Source organism: Sphingomonas sp. BL-S-29 (genome assembly GCF_055521495.1).
On sequence record NZ_CM145482.1, the window covers coordinates 2,436,176 to 2,450,713 of the forward strand.

Here is a 14,538-nt window from a genome sequence, read left to right on the forward strand (position 1 = left end):
GGCGGCGGCGCTTCACGCTTGTGTGATCCGGCCTAGACCAAAGTCGAGCGAAGCAGGACTCACATCCAATGATCGACGACCAAGTTGAATTTGAGGGCTCGTTACGAGCGAGCTACGATCCGATCGACAGCAGCGGAGACATGATCGCATTTCCAGCAATTCGTTTGAACGCGGCTGTTGTTCAGGCGAGCCAAAACAGGGGTGGATCACATGAGCGAAGCAAGGATTTTCTATTTTGGACCGTTCCTGCTCGCGCCCGAGCGCCAATTGCTCACGCGCGGCGACGCCCGGGTGCAGATCGGTGGACGTGCCCTCGATCTGTTGACCGCGCTCGTGGAGCGGCCAGGAGAACTCCTGTCCAAGAAAGATCTCATGGTCCGGGTCTGGCCCACGACGACGGTCGATGAAAGCAACCTCAAGGTCAACATCGCCGCGCTGCGGCGCGCGCTGGGCGACGATGTGGGCGCCGTCAAATATATCGCGACCATGCCGGGGCGAGGGTATCGCTTCATTGCTCCGGTCGAAACGCGGGCGGCTTTTGGCCAACCCCGGGAAGCGCCCGCGGGCGAAGGGAGCCTACAACCGCCCGAGAGGGAGAGTGTCGGCTGGACCGAGCATGATGGCGACCTATGCGTTCCGACAGATGCCTCGATGCTTGATGTTTCGGATCAATGGACAGGCATGCGAGTGGCCAATGTCCCCTCGATCCAACAACCCAGGGCTGGCCTGTCGCCGCTGCACGACCTGTTTGAACGTGCCGGATACGGGATTGTCATCGATGGGGAGATGACGCTCTGGTTCGATGAAACCGTGGTGTTGCTCAAGCCCGGCAGCGTGGTGACACGACGCGGCTCCAATCATCCGATCGAGACCCTTTCGGCCGGGCCCTGTCGCATGCTCTGTGTCCTGGTCCCCCGCGACCGCGACGTCTCCATTGTTTCGGAGCTGTGCAGCGATATTTAATCAAGTAGTTGATTAATAAAATAATTGCCAAAGGCGCATCATTTAGAATGTCAGTGAACTGCATGACATTCTGAGCAACCCGCCTCGATTCAAACTATCCGTCGCTGCCGCTATTTCCGGCACCGTGATTTATGAACCCGACTTCGCCGATCAGGCCCACCATGAGCCGTTGAGAGCGACCGACGAAGAGTGGCCAGCCGAGCCGCGCCTTACGCCGCGATGTCGTAGGGCTTGATCTCGCCATTGAGATACAGATTGCGCGCCTTGGCGCGGCTGAGCTTGCCCGAGCTGGTGCGGGGCAGGGTGCGCGGCGGGATCAGCTCGATCACGCAGTTCATGCCGGTCACCGACCGGACGCGCTCGCGGATTTCCTCGCGCAGCCGCACGCGCTCGGCATCGTCGGAGCTGCGGCACTGCACCAGCACGGCGGGGGTCTCTTCACCGCCCGGCGTGGTGATGGCGAAGGCGGCGATGTCGCCGGCCTTGAAACCGGGCAGCTGCTCGACTGCCCATTCGATGTCCTGCGGCCAGTGATTGCGGCCGTTGATGATGATCATGTCCTTCGCCCGGCCGACGATATAGACATAGCCATCCGACATGTACCCCATGTCGCCGGTGTCGAGCCAGCCACCGACCATGCAGGCGTCGGTCGAGGCCTGGTCGCGGAAGTATCCGACCATCACCGACGGGCCCGAGCACCAGACCTTGCCGATCGCGCGCTCGGGAAGCGGCGTGCCGTCTTCTTCGCGGATCTCTACCTTCATGTCGCGCACCGGCTTGCCGCAATTGACGATCGCACGGTAGCGCTGCGGCCGGTCCTGCCCCGCGGCGACGCCGGAGAGCTGGGTTTCCTCGACCAGCTCGACCCGAATGCCCTGGCCCGGCGGCATGATCGACACGGCCAGGGTCGCTTCGGCGAGGCCATAGCTCGGCAGGAAGGCGGAGGCCTTGAAGCCGGCATCGGCGAACGCGTCGACGAAGCTCTGCATCACGTCCGGGCGGATCATGTCCGCGCCGTTACCCGCGACGCGCCAGCGCGACAGGTCGAAGCGGTCGCTCGCCTTGGTCTGGCTCGACATGCGGCGCGCGCAGATGTCGTAGCCGAAGGTCGGCGAATAGGAGAGGGTGGTGCCCTTGTTGCGGCTGATCATGTCGAGCCAGGCGAGCGGGCGCCGCGCGAAATCCTCGGTCTTGATGTAATCGGTCGAAACCTGGTTCGCGACCGGCGACAGGAAGCAGCCGACCAGGCCCATGTCGTGATACCAGGGCAGCCACGAGACGCAGCGGTCGCTCGGCTGCAATTCCATGCCGTGGCCGTGCGCCGCGAGATTGTTGAGCAGTGCGTGGTGGGTGATCGCCACGCCGTGCGGAAAGCGGGTCGATCCGCTGGAATATTGCAGATAGGCGATATCGTCGCCCTTGGCCGAGGGCAAAGCGACGTCGGGTACGGGACGCGCGACCAGCTCCGACCAGTCGACGCCCTCGAGCCTGGCGAGGCGGGCCGCTTCGCCGGCCATCTGGGCCAGTTCGGGCGGGTAGATCAGCATGGTCGGATCGCAGCTCGAAAGTTGAACGCGGAGCTGCTCGATATAGGAATCGCGGCCGCCGAACGAGGTTGGCAGCGGCAGCGGCACCGGCCATGCGCCGGCATAGACCACGCCGAAGAACAGCGCGGCGAAATCCGGACTGGTCTCGGCGACCAGTGCGATACGGTCCTCCGGCTTGACGCCGGCCGCGATCAGCCGGCGCGCCATCGCCAGCGCATCCTCGCGCAGCTCGGAGAACGGATAGGGCCGGACGAGACCACCACGGGCATCGTGGAAGTTGAGGCCGCGAACGCCGCTAGCCGCGAAATCGAGCGCTTCCCCAAGCGTTTCGAAATCCGCGAAGCGCCGCGCGAGCGAATCTTCGGTGGGCGTCGAGGTCACCGTGGCGCGCTCCGCCAACAGCTCTTCCGATCCCGGAACGTCACTAACCATTATTCCTTGCGCCCTTGAATGCGGCCTTTCCCCAAAAGCCGCTCCACTATGAAAGCCTGCATCTCTGCCGCTTCCAAGCGTTCAAAATCCGTTCCGAGTGTGGCACAATGATGGCGTGATGCCGCAAGCCCGCCCCAGCCGAGAGCGCCGCCCGCCGCCGCCGCTCGATGCGGGGGCGCTGGAAAGGCTGGCCTTGCGCTATGTCGAACGCTTCGCGACGACCCGGGGACGCCTGACATCCTATCTGATGCGCAAGATCCGCGAACGGGGCTGGGAGGGCGAGCGCGGCGACCCGGCGGCCCTTGCCGAGAAGCTCGCCCAGCTGGGCTATATCGATGACCGGGCGTTCGGCGAGGCGCGCGCCAGCGCGATGGCGCGGCGCGGGCTGGGCAAGCGCCGCGTGGGCGGTGTGCTGCGCCAGGCCGGGATCGGTGAGGAGGATGCCGAGGCGTTGGCCCCGGCGATCGAGGCGCGACGTGTCGAGGCAGCGCTGACCTTTGCCCGCAAGCGGCGGATCGGCCCGTTCGCTGTGGTTGCGCCGGATCGGCCGCAGCGCGAGAAGCAGATCGCAGCGATGATCCGCGGCGGTCACGACTTCGCGCTGGCGCGCCGGATCGTCTCGATGGCGCCCGGTGAGGATATCGATCAATTCGAGTGAATTCGGTTGAATTGTCGTTTTTGTCCTAGCGATGATCCGTGCTAATATAGGATCCGGGGGATTAGTTGGTCATGCGTAACGATCCGCAACCGGCGTTCGGGGGCCGGGCCTGGGATGAGTCGATCGACGAGGCGTCGCCCGTCGCGTTTTCGGCTGCGCCGCTGGTCTCGGGCACGCTCAAATGGTTCGACGTCACCCGGGGCTTCGGCTTTATCGTCGCCGACGATCCTTCGATCGGGGATGTCCTGATCCACTTTTCCGTCCTTCAGCCGCACGGTCGCCGCAGCTTGCCCGAGGGCGCGCGCGTCGATTGCCATGCGGTACGGCGCGAGCGCGGCTTCCAGGCGAGCGAGATCATCTCGATCGACCTGACCAACGCGATCGAGCCGCCGGTCAGGCTCAGGCAGGGCGAGGACCGGATCGATCCCGCGGCGCTGGTCGAGGATGCGGGGCCGTTCGAGGCAGTAACGGTCAAGTGGTTCAATCGCCTGAAAGGCTATGGATTCCTCGTGCGCGATGCGGATTCAGCCGATATATTCGTCCATATGGAAACGCTGCGGCGTGCCGGCATCGCCGAAGTCGAGCCCGATCGGCGCCTTCGGGCGCGCATCGTCGAGGGCCGCAAGGGCCCGCTCGCGGTAGTGGTCGAAGAGGAAGGCTGAGTCTGTCATGATGCTGAAGAATTTCGCGGCGGCGTTTGCGCTGGCCGCGCTGACGCTTACCGCCTGTTCCAGCGATGGCGCGACGGCCGCCTCCGGCGCCGCGGAAACGCCCGCGACGACGATCGCGCTGACCATCGCCAGCGCCAACGGCACGCACGACTTCACCGTCGAGACGGCGAAGACCGAGCAGGAACAGCAGCACGGCCTGATGTTCCGCACCGGCATCGCGCCCAACGCCGGCATGCTGTTCGCACCCTATCCGCCCAATGGCAGCGGGCCGAAGGAAGCGAGCTTCTGGATGAAGAACACGCCGAGTCCGCTCGACATCATCTTCATCCGCGCCGACGGCACGATCGCGACGATCGCCGAGAACACCGTCCCCTTTTCGGAGACTCCGATCCCTTCGGGCGAGCCGGTCGCGGCGGTGCTGGAGATCAACGGCGGTCGCTCGGCGGAGCTTGGCATCGCCGAGGGTGACAAGGTGACCTGGGCCGGTCACGGCAAGTGATGAGGCGGACCTGCGAGAGGGCAGTTGCCCGCGTGGCGAGCAACGGGTAAGCGGCGGCGCATGGGCATCAACCTCAATCCATTCACCTGGTGGAACGGCGCCTCCTGGGGCACCATGATCGGCCTGCGCGGCAAGACGCAGGTCGGCGAGGACCATCTCGGCAATGTTTATTATCAGGGCGGTACCGACCCCAACGGCATCCCGCGCCGATGGGTGATCTATGCCGGCGCCAATGATGCGAGCCGCGTCTCGCCCGAATGGTTCGGCTGGCTGCACCACCAGGTCGACGACCTGCCCGATCGTGCGCTGCCCGCGCCGCGCATGTGGGAGAAGCCCGCGGTGCCGAACATGACCGGCACCGCGCTCGCCTATCGCCCGCCCGGGGCGCTGGAAAAGGGCGGTCATCGCGCCGCCGCCACCGGCGATTACGAAGCCTGGACTCCGGAGTGATGCGTCGACTGCTGGGCGGCGCGGCGATCCTTGCGCTGCTCGCGACCGGCGCGTGCGACCGGAAAGCCGCCACGTCCGGCTCCAAGGCGACGACGAAGACGGCGCTCGACGAGGATCAGCCGCCGTCCGGCGTGGTGACGGTCGATGTGCCGGCCGGCGCGGATCCGTCGTTCGGCGCCACGCCGATGGCGCAGCGCGTCGCGGTGATCGGGCTGCTCAACAAGCGCAATGGCGTCGCGCGCGACGTGACGCTAAAGCCGGGCCAGGCGGTGCGGGTGGGGGATGTGATCATCCGGCTGCGTGCCTGCGAGCAGACCGCGCCCTGGGAGCAGGACCATTATACCGGGGCGTTTGTCCAGCTCGACGTGCAGCAGCTCGACCGGACCTGGAAGCGGGCATTCTCGGGCTGGCTGTACAAGGAGCGCCCGGCGCTGAACGTCGTCCAGCACCCGATCTACGATGTCTGGACCAAGAGCTGCGCGATGACCTTCCCTGCCGGCGGCCCCGAGTCGGTGCCGGTCGGCAGCGATGAGGGCACGCCGCGGTCTAGCGCGAAGAAGTCGCCCGCCGAGGCAGCGCCCGCCGCCGAGGCGCCGGTGCCGACCACCCCGTCGACCGCCGCGGACAGCAACCCGACATAGGTGCTGCGCGGAATCTCGACCGCCCCCAGCGAGGCGAGATGATCCGTCATGAACTGGCAGTCGAGCAGGGTGAAACCGCCGATACGCAGCCGCGCGACCAGCCAGGCGATCGCCACCTTCGACGCGTCGCGCGCGCGGCTGACCATGGATTCCCCGAAGAACGCCCGGCCCAGCGCGATGCCGTAGAGCCCGCCGACCAACTGGTCGCCGTCCCACACTTCGACCGAATGGGCGAAACCCAGGCGATGCAGCTCGATCGAGGCCTGCTCGATCTGCGGGTTGATCCAGGTGTCGGGGCGATCGGCGGCCGATTCGGCGCAGAGCGCGATCACGCGTTCGAAGGCAGCATCGCCAGTGACGCGAAAGCGGTCCGAGGCGATGGTCTTGCGCAGCGAATGCGAGAGATGGAAGCCGTCGAGCGGCAGGATCGCGCGGAATTTTGGCTCTACCCAATAGACCCCGTCGGCGTCGCGGGCATCGGCCATGGGGAAAACGCCGATCGCATAGGCGCCGAGCACCAGCTGCGGATCGAGCGGCGTGAACGCAGCCGCCGGATCGGGCGGCCCAGCCTTCACTGTACCAGCCGCCGTTCGATCGCCTGCCAGAGCTGGGCAAAGGCCTGGCCGCCCGGCGACTTCGCAGCATAGGCGCCGACCGGCGCGCGGCGCACCGCCATCGACTCGACGATGCTGGCCATGGGCACGACCGGCCAGTCGGGGTTGCGCGCCAGCGCCGCGGCATGGAGCTTGCGGCGGCGGTCGACCATCGAATGGACGGGCATGATTTGTGCCTTGCTGCCGAGATGCTTGACCACCTCGGCATAAGCCCGCTCGGAGAGGGGCGAGGGGATGACGGGCACCACGATCAGGTCCGCGGCGCGCATCACCTGGTCGCTCGTCTCGGTGAGGCCGGGGGGGCAATCGAGCAGGATGCGGTCATAGGATTTGCGGAGGCCCGTAAGCAGTTTTTGCAGGCGTTTCTTCTTGTCGAGCTCGTGGAAGAGCAGGTCGAGCCCGCGCAGCGACGAGTCGGCGCTGATCAGGTCTAACCGATCGATGCCGGTGGGTTGAATCAACCTGGACGGCTCGACGTCCTTCGAGAAGATCGACTGGGCCTGATCCCTGGTCTTGCCGCCCGACGAGAGCAGGAAGCTGCTCGCGGCTTGCGGGTCGAGATCCCATAACAGAGTGCGGCGGGCCGAGAGGGTCGCGGCGCACCAGGCGAGGTTGACCGCCAGCGTGGTCTTTCCGACGCCGCCCTTGAGGCTGTAGATCGCGATGGTCGCCATAGCGGCATCGTGCCCGACCCGCTGGAACCGCGCAACCGTTCGGCACATGAAAAAGGCCGGCGGATCGCTCCGCCGGCCTGTTGGAAGTCGATGAACCCGTGCCTTACTGGTGGCAGGTGGTCGAGCCCTTGCCCGGCGCGGTCAGGCTGATGCTCTTGGGCGTGCCGGTGAGCGAATAGCCCTCGGCCTTGAGCGGATCGCCGGCCTTTTCGGCCTTCAGCGTCGTCGCCGGGCCGTCCTTGGCCAGCTTGACCACCGCCATCTTGTCGCCTTCGAAGAAGGTGACGTAGACGAGGCTGTTGTCCTTGCAGCGCATGGTCGCTTCCGCCTTCATCGCGGGCGGCAGTTCGACCGGCGCGCGGTTGGCGATTTCGGCCGCCTGCGGATCCGGCGCGGTCAAGGTGACCGTCTCCGGCTTGTCGTTGTTACAGGCCGAAAGCGCGAGAAGCGCGACGGCGGCGAGGGGGATGAAGCGGCTCGTCATGTCGGAGGCTGCTTTGCTCACAGAATCGGGTGCGTCAATAGCTTATTAGTGCATCGTATAGGATTCTCCGACCCATTCCGGGCGGTCACAAAATCGTAATATCAAAAAGCATTGGCAAGTGTCGGACTATTCGTGGAACTCGCTCAATTCCGGGATTCTTCCAAAGGCGATCTTGGTGCCGACCCGGTCCAATCTGCCGCCATGAAGCGGGCCGACACTGACCGCGTTCCGGCCGAATCGCTGGTTGATTCGGTCCATCGCGCGGCTGAGCGAGAGCGTGCGAGTCTCGCGTGCCAGCGGGTCGTCCGGATCGAGCAGCGCGAACAGCGAGTCCTGCTCCCCCGCGACCGGCTCGATCTCGGCGAGGGTGACGCCGACCATGCGGATCTGGAAGTCGCCCGGACGGGCGCGGCCGACCGCGACCAGCCGCGGGTAGAGTGCCTCGAGCCCGGCCAGCACCGCGAAACTGTCCTGCGTGGCGGGCAGCTTGATGCTGGCGCGCCAGGTCGACTTGTCATCCTCGAACCGGGCGTGGAGCACGAGCAGGCGGCTGCGACAGGATTTGCGCCGCAGCCGGCTCGCCGCCTTGAGCGCGAGGCGGCGCGCGGTGAGACGGACCGGCTCGACGCCGCGCTTGCCGGGCGAGAGGACATGGCTGTGGCCGATCGAGCGGCTCTGCGTCGCTTTCTCGGGCAGGTCGACGCCGTGGAGCAGGTACCAGAGGCGGTCGCCATTGGTGCCGCCCCAGGCCGTGCCGGCATCGCGCGGGCGGCGTTCGCACAGCTGACGGATGTCGTTGATGCCGTCCTGCGCGAGGCGCCGCTCCATCTTTGCGCCGATGCCGGCGATGTCGCGCAGCGGCATGTCGAACAGGCGCTGGGGAAGCTGGTCTGCGGAGAGCACGACCAGGCCGTCGGGCTTCATCATGTCCGAGGCGAGCTTGGCGAGCAGGCGGTTGGGCGCGATGCCGACCGAGCTGGTCATGCACTCGCCGATATTGGCGCGGATGCCGGCCTTGATGCGGTGCGCCAGCGCGATCGCGGCCTCGGGGCTGTTCTCATTGTCGAGCAGGCGGCAGGCGACCTCGTCGATCGAGCAGACGCGGGTGACGGGGACGTGTTTCCAGATCTCCTCGATGATGGCGTCGTGGAACTCGACATATTTCTCGTGCCGGGCGGGCGTGATGATGAGGTCGCGGCAGAGGCGTTTCGCTTCCCAGACGGGCGTGCCGGCGGAGATGCCGTAGCGCTTCGCCTCGACCGAGGCGGCGATGGCGACGGTGGTGTCGCTGTCGACCGGCGCGACGAGGACGGGCTTGCCGCGCAGCTCGGGCTGGAGCTGCTGCTCCACGCTCGCGAAATAACTGTTCAGGTCGAGGAACAGCCAGCGCAGCGGGCGTGGGGGCAGGAGGGGCGAGTCGTCCGGCACGATGGGAACATAGCATGAACGGCGGGATTTGTTGAATCGGATTCGGGACTTCCTTTTACCTTCCCCGGCGGAGGCCGGGGCCCAGTAGGGGAAGGGTTCGTGACTAGCGCGCCGACCGTTTCCAAGCGTCTCCCAACTGGGCCCCGGCCTTCGCCGGGGAAGCAAGAAGGGGGAGGGGGTTGTGGTTAGGCCAGGTACTTCCGCAGCGCGTTCCATGCGGGTTGTTTCGCCGCTGCGCCGACGGTGTGGAGGGGGCTGCTGGAGGGGAGGGCGACCAGTGCGAGGCCGGGCGCCGCGCCGAGCTGCTTCGACCCGTGGCGGAAGGAAGTTGCGCCGTTGAAGCCGATCGCGCGGAGATCGGGCAGGGTGGCAACCAGCCCGGCGAGATCGTTGCCGACGAGATCGCGGATCGCGGCGTCGCTGCTGCCGTCGCGGCTGGCGCTGGCGACGACATCCCACAGGCCGACATGGGCGGCGAGCAGGGCGGCGAGGCGGTCTTCATAAGCGAGCGCGGTCAGATCGCGATCGATGACGCCGGACATGAGCCGCCAGAACTGGTTCTGCGGATGCGCGTAATAACGCTGTACGGCGAGCGAGCGATCACCGGGGAGGCTGCCGAGCACGAGCAGGCGGACCTGCGGGTTCACGACCGGGGGGAAGGAGCGTTTCGCGACCATTTGCGTGCTTTACCGGTCGCGAGGCGCTTGTCGAAGCGCTGCGTGGGAAGGGGTTGGACGATGAAAAGAGCGGTGTGGGCTATGTCTGCGGCCGGAATAGAGGAGGGTGGGGGACGGTTGAATCAATCATGCGCCTTTCGCCGGCGGGTGTTGGAGCGGCGGGATAATAGTCACGAAGAATTCGCGGCATGCTTTGCGCGGGTCTGCGGAAAATCTCGAACTATTCGATGATTTTTGCCAGCCGACGTCGACCCCGAATTTTTTTTGTGTTTCTTCGGGCCTGCAAGAAAATCGGCGAGGATCGGAATCTGCCTTGGCACGGGGACTGTCTGGACGTGGCGAAAGGCGATTCAGCGTACTGAAGGGGTATTCGCCTTTTACTTCCAGAATTATGAGAATGGGTCGTAGTTTCTTCACGCTTTCTCGCCCGTTGAATCGAGTAGTTCGGTGCCCGAACGAGGTGGCGTGCGGGCGGTTCCGGGAGATTTGAGCACAGGGGCGCGGCGGGTTGAATCGGGGATGGTCGGGGGTGGATCCACTATCGGCGTCCGTCCGGGCTGGCCTGATTTGGTTCACGCGAAGACGCGGAGGCGCGAAGGGAGATTGGGCAGGGCGCGGACGGGATCGAGCGGTCGCTTTCGCGGAAGGCCGGCGGCAGGGCGATCGCTCTATGCTCTGCGTCTTCTGCTTCGCGTCTTCGCGGCTTCGCGTGAAACCTCTTCCGCGCCGCAAGGAGCGAAGCCCGACCGAGTGCCATCGAGCCTCTCGAAGACGCTTGCGACAGGCTAGGTCTCCAGTCGACTGGAACGGGTGCCAGGGGCGGCGGCGCGGGCCTCAGTCCCCGTTTACGCTTTCGGCAGGCAAGGGGCCTTTGCCTTGCTGAAGCGGATGCAGTCCCACTCCGTGTCGTCCCGGCCGATCGCATTGTGCGTGTAGCGTACCGCGAGGGTCGCGTTTTGCGGGTCGGTGAGGGGCTCAGCCCGCGCGGCGGCGGCGGGGTCCGTCCAGCCATAGATGGTGCAGGCCTGCCGGCCTTCGCACTGCTTGCGGAACGCGGCCTCGGTTTTGGCGAGGTCGGCATTCGGCGCGATCACGACGGTGAAGACGTCTCCGCCGATCGGGGTGAACGCCGTCTCCGCCGTGCCGCCGGCCTTGTCGCCATCACCGCCGCGACCGCAGCCCGTGAGGAGCAGCGGGGCGGCGAGCAGCAGGGCGGCGGCCAGCGTTGCGGCGCGCGGTGTCGCGGTCGGCAGTCGCACGGGCATCAGCGCGCGCCGAGATAGTCCAGCTTGCCGATCGGCACGCCCTTGTGGCGCAGCAGGGCGTAGGCGGTCGTGATGTGGAAATAGAAGTTCGGCAGGGCGAAATTGGTCACATAGGAACGGCCGGTGAAGTCGATCGAGCCGCCGGGCGTGGTGAGGGTGACGGTGGTCTCCTCCTTGCCGTCGATCGCCTCGCGCGGGACGGCCTGGAGGAAGGCGACCGTCTTCGCGATGCGCGCCTGCAGGTCGGCGAAGCTGGTTTCCTCATCGGCCATGGGAAGGTTCTCGACCCCGCCGAGGCGGACTGCGGCGAGCTTCGCCGTGTCGCTGGCGCGCTGAATCTGGCCGGTGAGCGGCGCCATATCCTCGATCAGCCGGGCGGTGAGCAGCGCCGTTGGATCCAGCCCCTTCTCGGCGGCGAAGGCCTCCCCCTTGGCGAGGAAGGTGGACATTGCGTGGAAGCCCCGGAGGAAGATCGGGACGGTGAGATCGTAGAGCTGAGTCGTCATGGCGCGCGGTGTAGCGAGGTGGGGGCGGGGCGTCGATGCCGCCAAGGACGGCAGGGCTCGAAAAGCGATAGGCCGAGGATAACGCGGAACGCACTCCGGCCGTTGTCCACGTCGCCTAGTCAGCCAAAATCTTGACGCAGTGCGCGCACAGCCCGGCAAGCTCGACGAAATATCGTGGGTCCTTAAGCCCAGCCGCCATCACGAGGTTTTCGAGTCCGTCGAATGCCTCGGCGCAATGAATTTCGTTGAATTCGCCGCATTCGGAACACCAAAGCACCGCTACCCGTTTTTCACCGACCAGCGCATAGCCCCCAGCGACGAAGATTTTGCGGGCCACCCCATGATCGATCAACCGCCTGATCTCCCGAAAGATCATGCTGAGAGGAACCACATTTCCTCGGTCGCCTAGCTGTTCGGCCAATTCCCGTCCGCTCAGTGGACGGCGCTGTTCCCGCAAGATTTGCATGACAGCTTCGTGCACGTAGCGCGACCGTCGCCTGGACTCAGCCATGCCGATGCCGGCGATGGCGCAGCCGCCAATTCGAGAGATGGGCGAAGATCAGGCAGGCGCTGCCAATGATGGTCGCGGGCGTCTCCCAGCGATTGCCGGACACGAACACTGCGCCGACCGCCAGGAGGGCGAGGCCTACACCCCCTATAATTGCGGGGGAGTATGCGCGATGTCCCCGATGTCCCAGGAGCAACGCCGCGCCCGAGGTTGGGAGCGCAAAACCCAGAACCCAGACATGAAAGCTCTCAGGCAATGCGATCAGCCTGGAGAGAGCAGGCAATGCCGCGAGGAGTAGCGGGAGCCCAATGCAGTGGATCAGGCACAGCATCGAGGCGCCGACCGCTGCCCGCTCGAACCAATCGGCAACCGGGGGGCAGGCGGCCCGTTGTCCGCAGGTCATGATGTTTCTCCAGATCCGTGCCGGCCGAAACCGTGCCGCCGCGGGAAGACCCGCAGCGGCGCGTGGGGCTTAGAAAGACGCTGCCCGGAGGACGAAACGGATGGTGCGGCCTGGCATCACGACATCTTCCTTGTTGAACGCGGAGGCGTTGCGGATGATGTCGTCGGTCAAATTCTGTCCGACCACCGCCAGTTCGATCCCCGGATGATTCCTGAACGGGCGCACGGCGAGATTCGCGCTGAGCGTGTTGTACCCGTCGGTTTCGGTGTCGAAATCGCCGAACTTGTCCTGCCTGCCGACATGCATCAGCAGGAAGCCTGCGTCGACGCGCGGGCTGGTCCAGTCCAGTCCGCCGCCGATCCGGTAGGGCGGGATGCGGGGCACGTTGCTGCCATCGTCAAGTTTCGCCCGGGTATAGTCGCCGAGTGCCTTGACCTCGAGGCCGCCGACCTCCGTCTTCAACAGTCGATAGTGCGCCGCGGCTTCCAGACCCGAGAAGCGTGCGCCTTGCTGGCCATAATCGAGTTCCTTCAACTCCCCGCCGTCGCCGACTGCGCACATGCCGTCATCGTCGCAGGTGCGGCCGGTCAACTGGCCGAAGATATAGTTATGGAACCAGGTGGCGTAGACGCTACCTTCGAAGCGGAACGGTCCCGAATTTACCCTGAGCGTGCCCTCGAGCGAATTGGCGCGCTCAATCCTGAGCATCGGGTCACCGGTTTCGAAGGTCTGCGGGCCGTCATGTCCGCCGCGGGCAAACAATTCGGTGATCGCGGGCGCACGACCAGTGCTCGCAAAGGTCGCGCCCAGCTTGACGGCCGGGCTCAGGTCGAGCAGCGCGCCAATAGCACCGCTCACTGGCGTGAAGTCGCGGCGCGTGAGGACGTCCGACGCGGGCGTGCCCTCGACATGGACGTCTTCGAGCCGCCCACTGGCCTGGAGGTGGAGCGCGGTGCCCACCGGCACCTCAGTGAACAGATAGGCCGCGGCGCTCCGCGAGGTGGCCGGCTGGAGATAGGCGCTGTCCTCACCGATCGCGGAGAAATCGCGGTGGCCGGCCTGGATGCCTAGCGCCGTCCTGGAGAAAAAGCCGATCGGACCGAGCAGCAATTCTGCATGGCTGTCGAACTCCTTGTTCTTGAAGGTCGTGTTGATCGAGCCGTCGGGGTTTTTCTCGTCATGGCTATAATCGCCATAGCTGCCGTCGATCGACAGCGACTGGAGCGTGCCGTCGCCGAGCGTAAACAGCGAACGCCCGATCACCTTGGTCTGCCGCATATCGATCCAGGCAGTGTCGGCCGGAATGCCGTACTGCGCGGCATAGTGGATCACCGTCGCGCCGACATGGCTGCCATTGTCGGGCCCGAAAAAATAGGAGCCACCGAGCGCGCCGCCCCATCCGCGCAGGAACGAATTCGACTGGGTGCCGAGCGGGGTGTCGTAATCACCGGCATGACGATAAAAGCCATCGGCGTGCAGCGCGAGGTTGCCGACCTTCGCATCGGCAAGCGCCGAACCCTGCCACGTATCGGCATTGGTCGCGTAGCTGCCGCTCGCCTCGCCCGAAAGGTCGCGCGTCGGCAGATCGGTCGGCACGCGATTGTTGATCACGTTGACCACGCCGCCGATCGCCTGGCTGCCATAGCGCAGCGTCGCTGCCCCGCGCACGACCTCGATTCGCTGAGCGGAGAGTGGATCGATCGGTACGCCATGGTCCGGGCCGATGTCCGACACGTCGGAGGCGCTACTGCCGTCTTCGAGCATGCGCACGCGCGTTGCGTCCATGCCACGGATGATCGGCCGGCTCGCACCCGAGGCGAAGCCCGTGCCGGCGATGCCGGGCACCTCGTTCAGCGCGTCGGCGATGTTGCCACCGCCCGCCTTCACGATCTGGTCGCGATCCACGGTGGCCACGATCGTCGCGGTTTCCGACCCTAGTGGCGATCCGGTGACGATAATGTCACCGTTGCGGGATTGATCAGTCGTATCCGGATCGATCTTGTCCGGGCCCGTCGAGGGCGCCTCGGTCGGGACGGTGGTTGGGTCTTCGGCGGCGGCGGCATGGGGCAGCAGCGCCGCGGTCGCAGCGCCCAGCAAGAGCAGATATCGCATAATGAA

The 14,538-nt window shown here is 65.8% G+C and carries 16 protein-coding genes and 1 pseudogene; 6 read left to right on the forward strand and 11 right to left on the reverse strand.

Annotated features, from left to right (window positions below):
• Positions 1–210 precede the first annotated feature (210 nt).
• Positions 211–963, forward strand: coding sequence for a winged helix-turn-helix domain-containing protein (locus ACZ1I2_RS11555; RefSeq protein WP_465169551.1), 753 nt, complete (start codon positions 211–213; stop codon positions 961–963).
• A gap of 209 nt (positions 964–1,172) precedes the next feature.
• Here the strand turns inward: ACZ1I2_RS11555 and ACZ1I2_RS11560 are convergent, their stop codons facing one another.
• Positions 1,173–2,942 carry a fatty acyl-AMP ligase gene (locus ACZ1I2_RS11560; protein WP_465169550.1) on the reverse strand — a complete coding sequence of 590 codons (1,770 nt, stop codon included), beginning with the start codon at positions 2,940–2,942 and terminating at the stop codon, positions 1,173–1,175.
• A 118-nt stretch (positions 2,943–3,060) separates the two neighbouring features.
• On the opposite strand from ACZ1I2_RS11560, the gene ACZ1I2_RS11565 reads away from it, so the two are divergent.
• The 5 genes and pseudogenes from ACZ1I2_RS11565 to ACZ1I2_RS11585 form a co-directional block, all read left to right on the forward strand.
• Positions 3,061–3,600 (forward strand): regulatory protein RecX, encoded by a 540-nt coding sequence (locus ACZ1I2_RS11565; RefSeq protein ID WP_465169549.1) that lies wholly within the window; start codon positions 3,061–3,063, stop codon positions 3,598–3,600.
• 71 nt (positions 3,601–3,671) lie between these two features.
• Complete coding sequence (locus tag ACZ1I2_RS11570; protein WP_465169548.1) at positions 3,672–4,262, forward strand: cold-shock protein; 591 nt, start codon at positions 3,672–3,674, stop codon at positions 4,260–4,262.
• A 10-nt stretch (positions 4,263–4,272) separates the two neighbouring features.
• Entirely contained in the window at positions 4,273–4,770 is a 498-nt protein-coding gene (locus tag ACZ1I2_RS11575; protein ID WP_465177150.1) for a DUF192 domain-containing protein, read from the forward strand.
• Between the two features lie 60 nt (positions 4,771–4,830).
• Positions 4,831–5,220, forward strand: a complete 390-nt coding sequence (locus tag ACZ1I2_RS11580; protein WP_465169547.1) for an NADH:ubiquinone oxidoreductase subunit NDUFA12 — start codon at positions 4,831–4,833, stop codon at positions 5,218–5,220.
• A gap of 185 nt (positions 5,221–5,405) precedes the next feature.
• A pseudogene (locus ACZ1I2_RS11585) lies at positions 5,406–5,639 on the forward strand (DUF2155 domain-containing protein); the annotation flags it as partial.
• Between the two features lie 35 nt (positions 5,640–5,674).
• On the opposite strand, the gene aat reads toward ACZ1I2_RS11585, so the two are convergent.
• The 10 genes from aat to ACZ1I2_RS11635 form a co-directional block, all read right to left on the reverse strand.
• Complete coding sequence (gene aat / locus ACZ1I2_RS11590; RefSeq protein WP_465181661.1) at positions 5,675–6,346, reverse strand: leucyl/phenylalanyl-tRNA--protein transferase; 672 nt, start codon at positions 6,344–6,346, stop codon at positions 5,675–5,677.
• A gap of 86 nt (positions 6,347–6,432) precedes the next feature.
• Positions 6,433–7,149, reverse strand: a complete 717-nt coding sequence (locus ACZ1I2_RS11595) for a ParA family protein (RefSeq protein WP_465169545.1) — start codon at positions 7,147–7,149, stop codon at positions 6,433–6,435.
• 103 nt (positions 7,150–7,252) lie between these two features.
• The gene (locus ACZ1I2_RS11600) at positions 7,253–7,633 is read right to left on the reverse strand and encodes a hypothetical protein (RefSeq protein ID WP_465173958.1); all 381 of its coding nucleotides are present in this window, start codon (positions 7,631–7,633) and stop codon (positions 7,253–7,255) included.
• 126 nt (positions 7,634–7,759) lie between these two features.
• The gene (locus ACZ1I2_RS11605) at positions 7,760–9,061 is read right to left on the reverse strand and encodes a Y-family DNA polymerase (RefSeq protein WP_465174084.1); all 1,302 of its coding nucleotides are present in this window, start codon (positions 9,059–9,061) and stop codon (positions 7,760–7,762) included.
• A gap of 185 nt (positions 9,062–9,246) precedes the next feature.
• On the reverse strand, positions 9,247–9,738 hold the full coding sequence (locus ACZ1I2_RS11610) for a DNA-deoxyinosine glycosylase (protein ID WP_465169543.1): 492 nt from the start codon (positions 9,736–9,738) through the stop codon (positions 9,247–9,249).
• 845 nt (positions 9,739–10,583) lie between these two features.
• On the reverse strand, positions 10,584–11,003 hold the full coding sequence (locus ACZ1I2_RS11615) for a hypothetical protein (RefSeq protein ID WP_465174083.1): 420 nt from the start codon (positions 11,001–11,003) through the stop codon (positions 10,584–10,586).
• Positions 11,003–11,509 (reverse strand): DUF1993 domain-containing protein, encoded by a 507-nt coding sequence (locus tag ACZ1I2_RS11620; RefSeq protein WP_465174082.1) that lies wholly within the window; start codon positions 11,507–11,509, stop codon positions 11,003–11,005. The genes ACZ1I2_RS11615 and ACZ1I2_RS11620 overlap by 1 nt, the downstream gene beginning before the upstream one ends.
• A 115-nt stretch (positions 11,510–11,624) precedes the next feature.
• Positions 11,625–12,020, reverse strand: coding sequence for a hypothetical protein (locus tag ACZ1I2_RS11625; RefSeq protein WP_465174081.1), 396 nt, complete (start codon positions 12,018–12,020; stop codon positions 11,625–11,627).
• Positions 12,013–12,420 carry a MerC domain-containing protein gene (locus ACZ1I2_RS11630; protein ID WP_465174080.1) on the reverse strand — a complete coding sequence of 136 codons (408 nt, stop codon included), beginning with the start codon at positions 12,418–12,420 and terminating at the stop codon, positions 12,013–12,015. The genes ACZ1I2_RS11625 and ACZ1I2_RS11630 overlap by 8 nt, the downstream gene beginning before the upstream one ends.
• Positions 12,421–12,489: 69 nt before the next feature.
• A complete protein-coding gene (locus ACZ1I2_RS11635) occupies positions 12,490–14,532 on the reverse strand; it encodes a TonB-dependent receptor (RefSeq protein ID WP_465174079.1) in 2,043 nt (680 codons plus the stop codon).
• Between the last annotated feature and the right edge of the window lie 6 nt (positions 14,533–14,538).

Excerpts from the sequence above, each read along its gene's own strand:
- ACZ1I2_RS11580 (WP_465169547.1), top strand. The coding sequence starts at position 4,831 with ATGGGCATCAACCTCAATCCATTCACCTGGTGGAACGGCGCCTCCTGG.
- ACZ1I2_RS11635 (WP_465174079.1), bottom strand. The coding sequence starts at position 14,532 with ATGCGATATCTGCTCTTGCTGGGCGCTGCGACCGCGGCGCTGCTGCCC.
- ACZ1I2_RS11630 (WP_465174080.1), bottom strand. The coding sequence starts at position 12,420 with ATGACCTGCGGACAACGGGCCGCCTGCCCCCCGGTTGCCGATTGGTTC.
- ACZ1I2_RS11620 (WP_465174082.1), bottom strand. The coding sequence starts at position 11,509 with ATGACGACTCAGCTCTACGATCTCACCGTCCCGATCTTCCTCCGGGGC.
- ACZ1I2_RS11555 (WP_465169551.1), top strand. The coding sequence starts at position 211 with ATGAGCGAAGCAAGGATTTTCTATTTTGGACCGTTCCTGCTCGCGCCC.
- aat (WP_465181661.1), bottom strand. The coding sequence starts at position 6,346 with ATGGCCGATGCCCGCGACGCCGACGGGGTCTATTGGGTAGAGCCAAAA.
- ACZ1I2_RS11615 (WP_465174083.1), bottom strand. The coding sequence starts at position 11,003 with ATGCCCGTGCGACTGCCGACCGCGACACCGCGCGCCGCAACGCTGGCC.
- ACZ1I2_RS11575 (WP_465177150.1), top strand. The coding sequence starts at position 4,273 with ATGCTGAAGAATTTCGCGGCGGCGTTTGCGCTGGCCGCGCTGACGCTT.
- ACZ1I2_RS11595 (WP_465169545.1), bottom strand. The coding sequence starts at position 7,149 with ATGGCGACCATCGCGATCTACAGCCTCAAGGGCGGCGTCGGAAAGACC.
- ACZ1I2_RS11625 (WP_465174081.1), bottom strand. The coding sequence starts at position 12,020 with ATGGCTGAGTCCAGGCGACGGTCGCGCTACGTGCACGAAGCTGTCATG.
- ACZ1I2_RS11600 (WP_465173958.1), bottom strand. The coding sequence starts at position 7,633 with ATGACGAGCCGCTTCATCCCCCTCGCCGCCGTCGCGCTTCTCGCGCTT.
- ACZ1I2_RS11565 (WP_465169549.1), top strand. The coding sequence starts at position 3,061 with ATGCCGCAAGCCCGCCCCAGCCGAGAGCGCCGCCCGCCGCCGCCGCTC.
- ACZ1I2_RS11560 (WP_465169550.1), bottom strand. The coding sequence starts at position 2,942 with ATGGTTAGTGACGTTCCGGGATCGGAAGAGCTGTTGGCGGAGCGCGCC.
- ACZ1I2_RS11570 (WP_465169548.1), top strand. The coding sequence starts at position 3,672 with ATGCGTAACGATCCGCAACCGGCGTTCGGGGGCCGGGCCTGGGATGAG.
- ACZ1I2_RS11610 (WP_465169543.1), bottom strand. The coding sequence starts at position 9,738 with ATGGTCGCGAAACGCTCCTTCCCCCCGGTCGTGAACCCGCAGGTCCGC.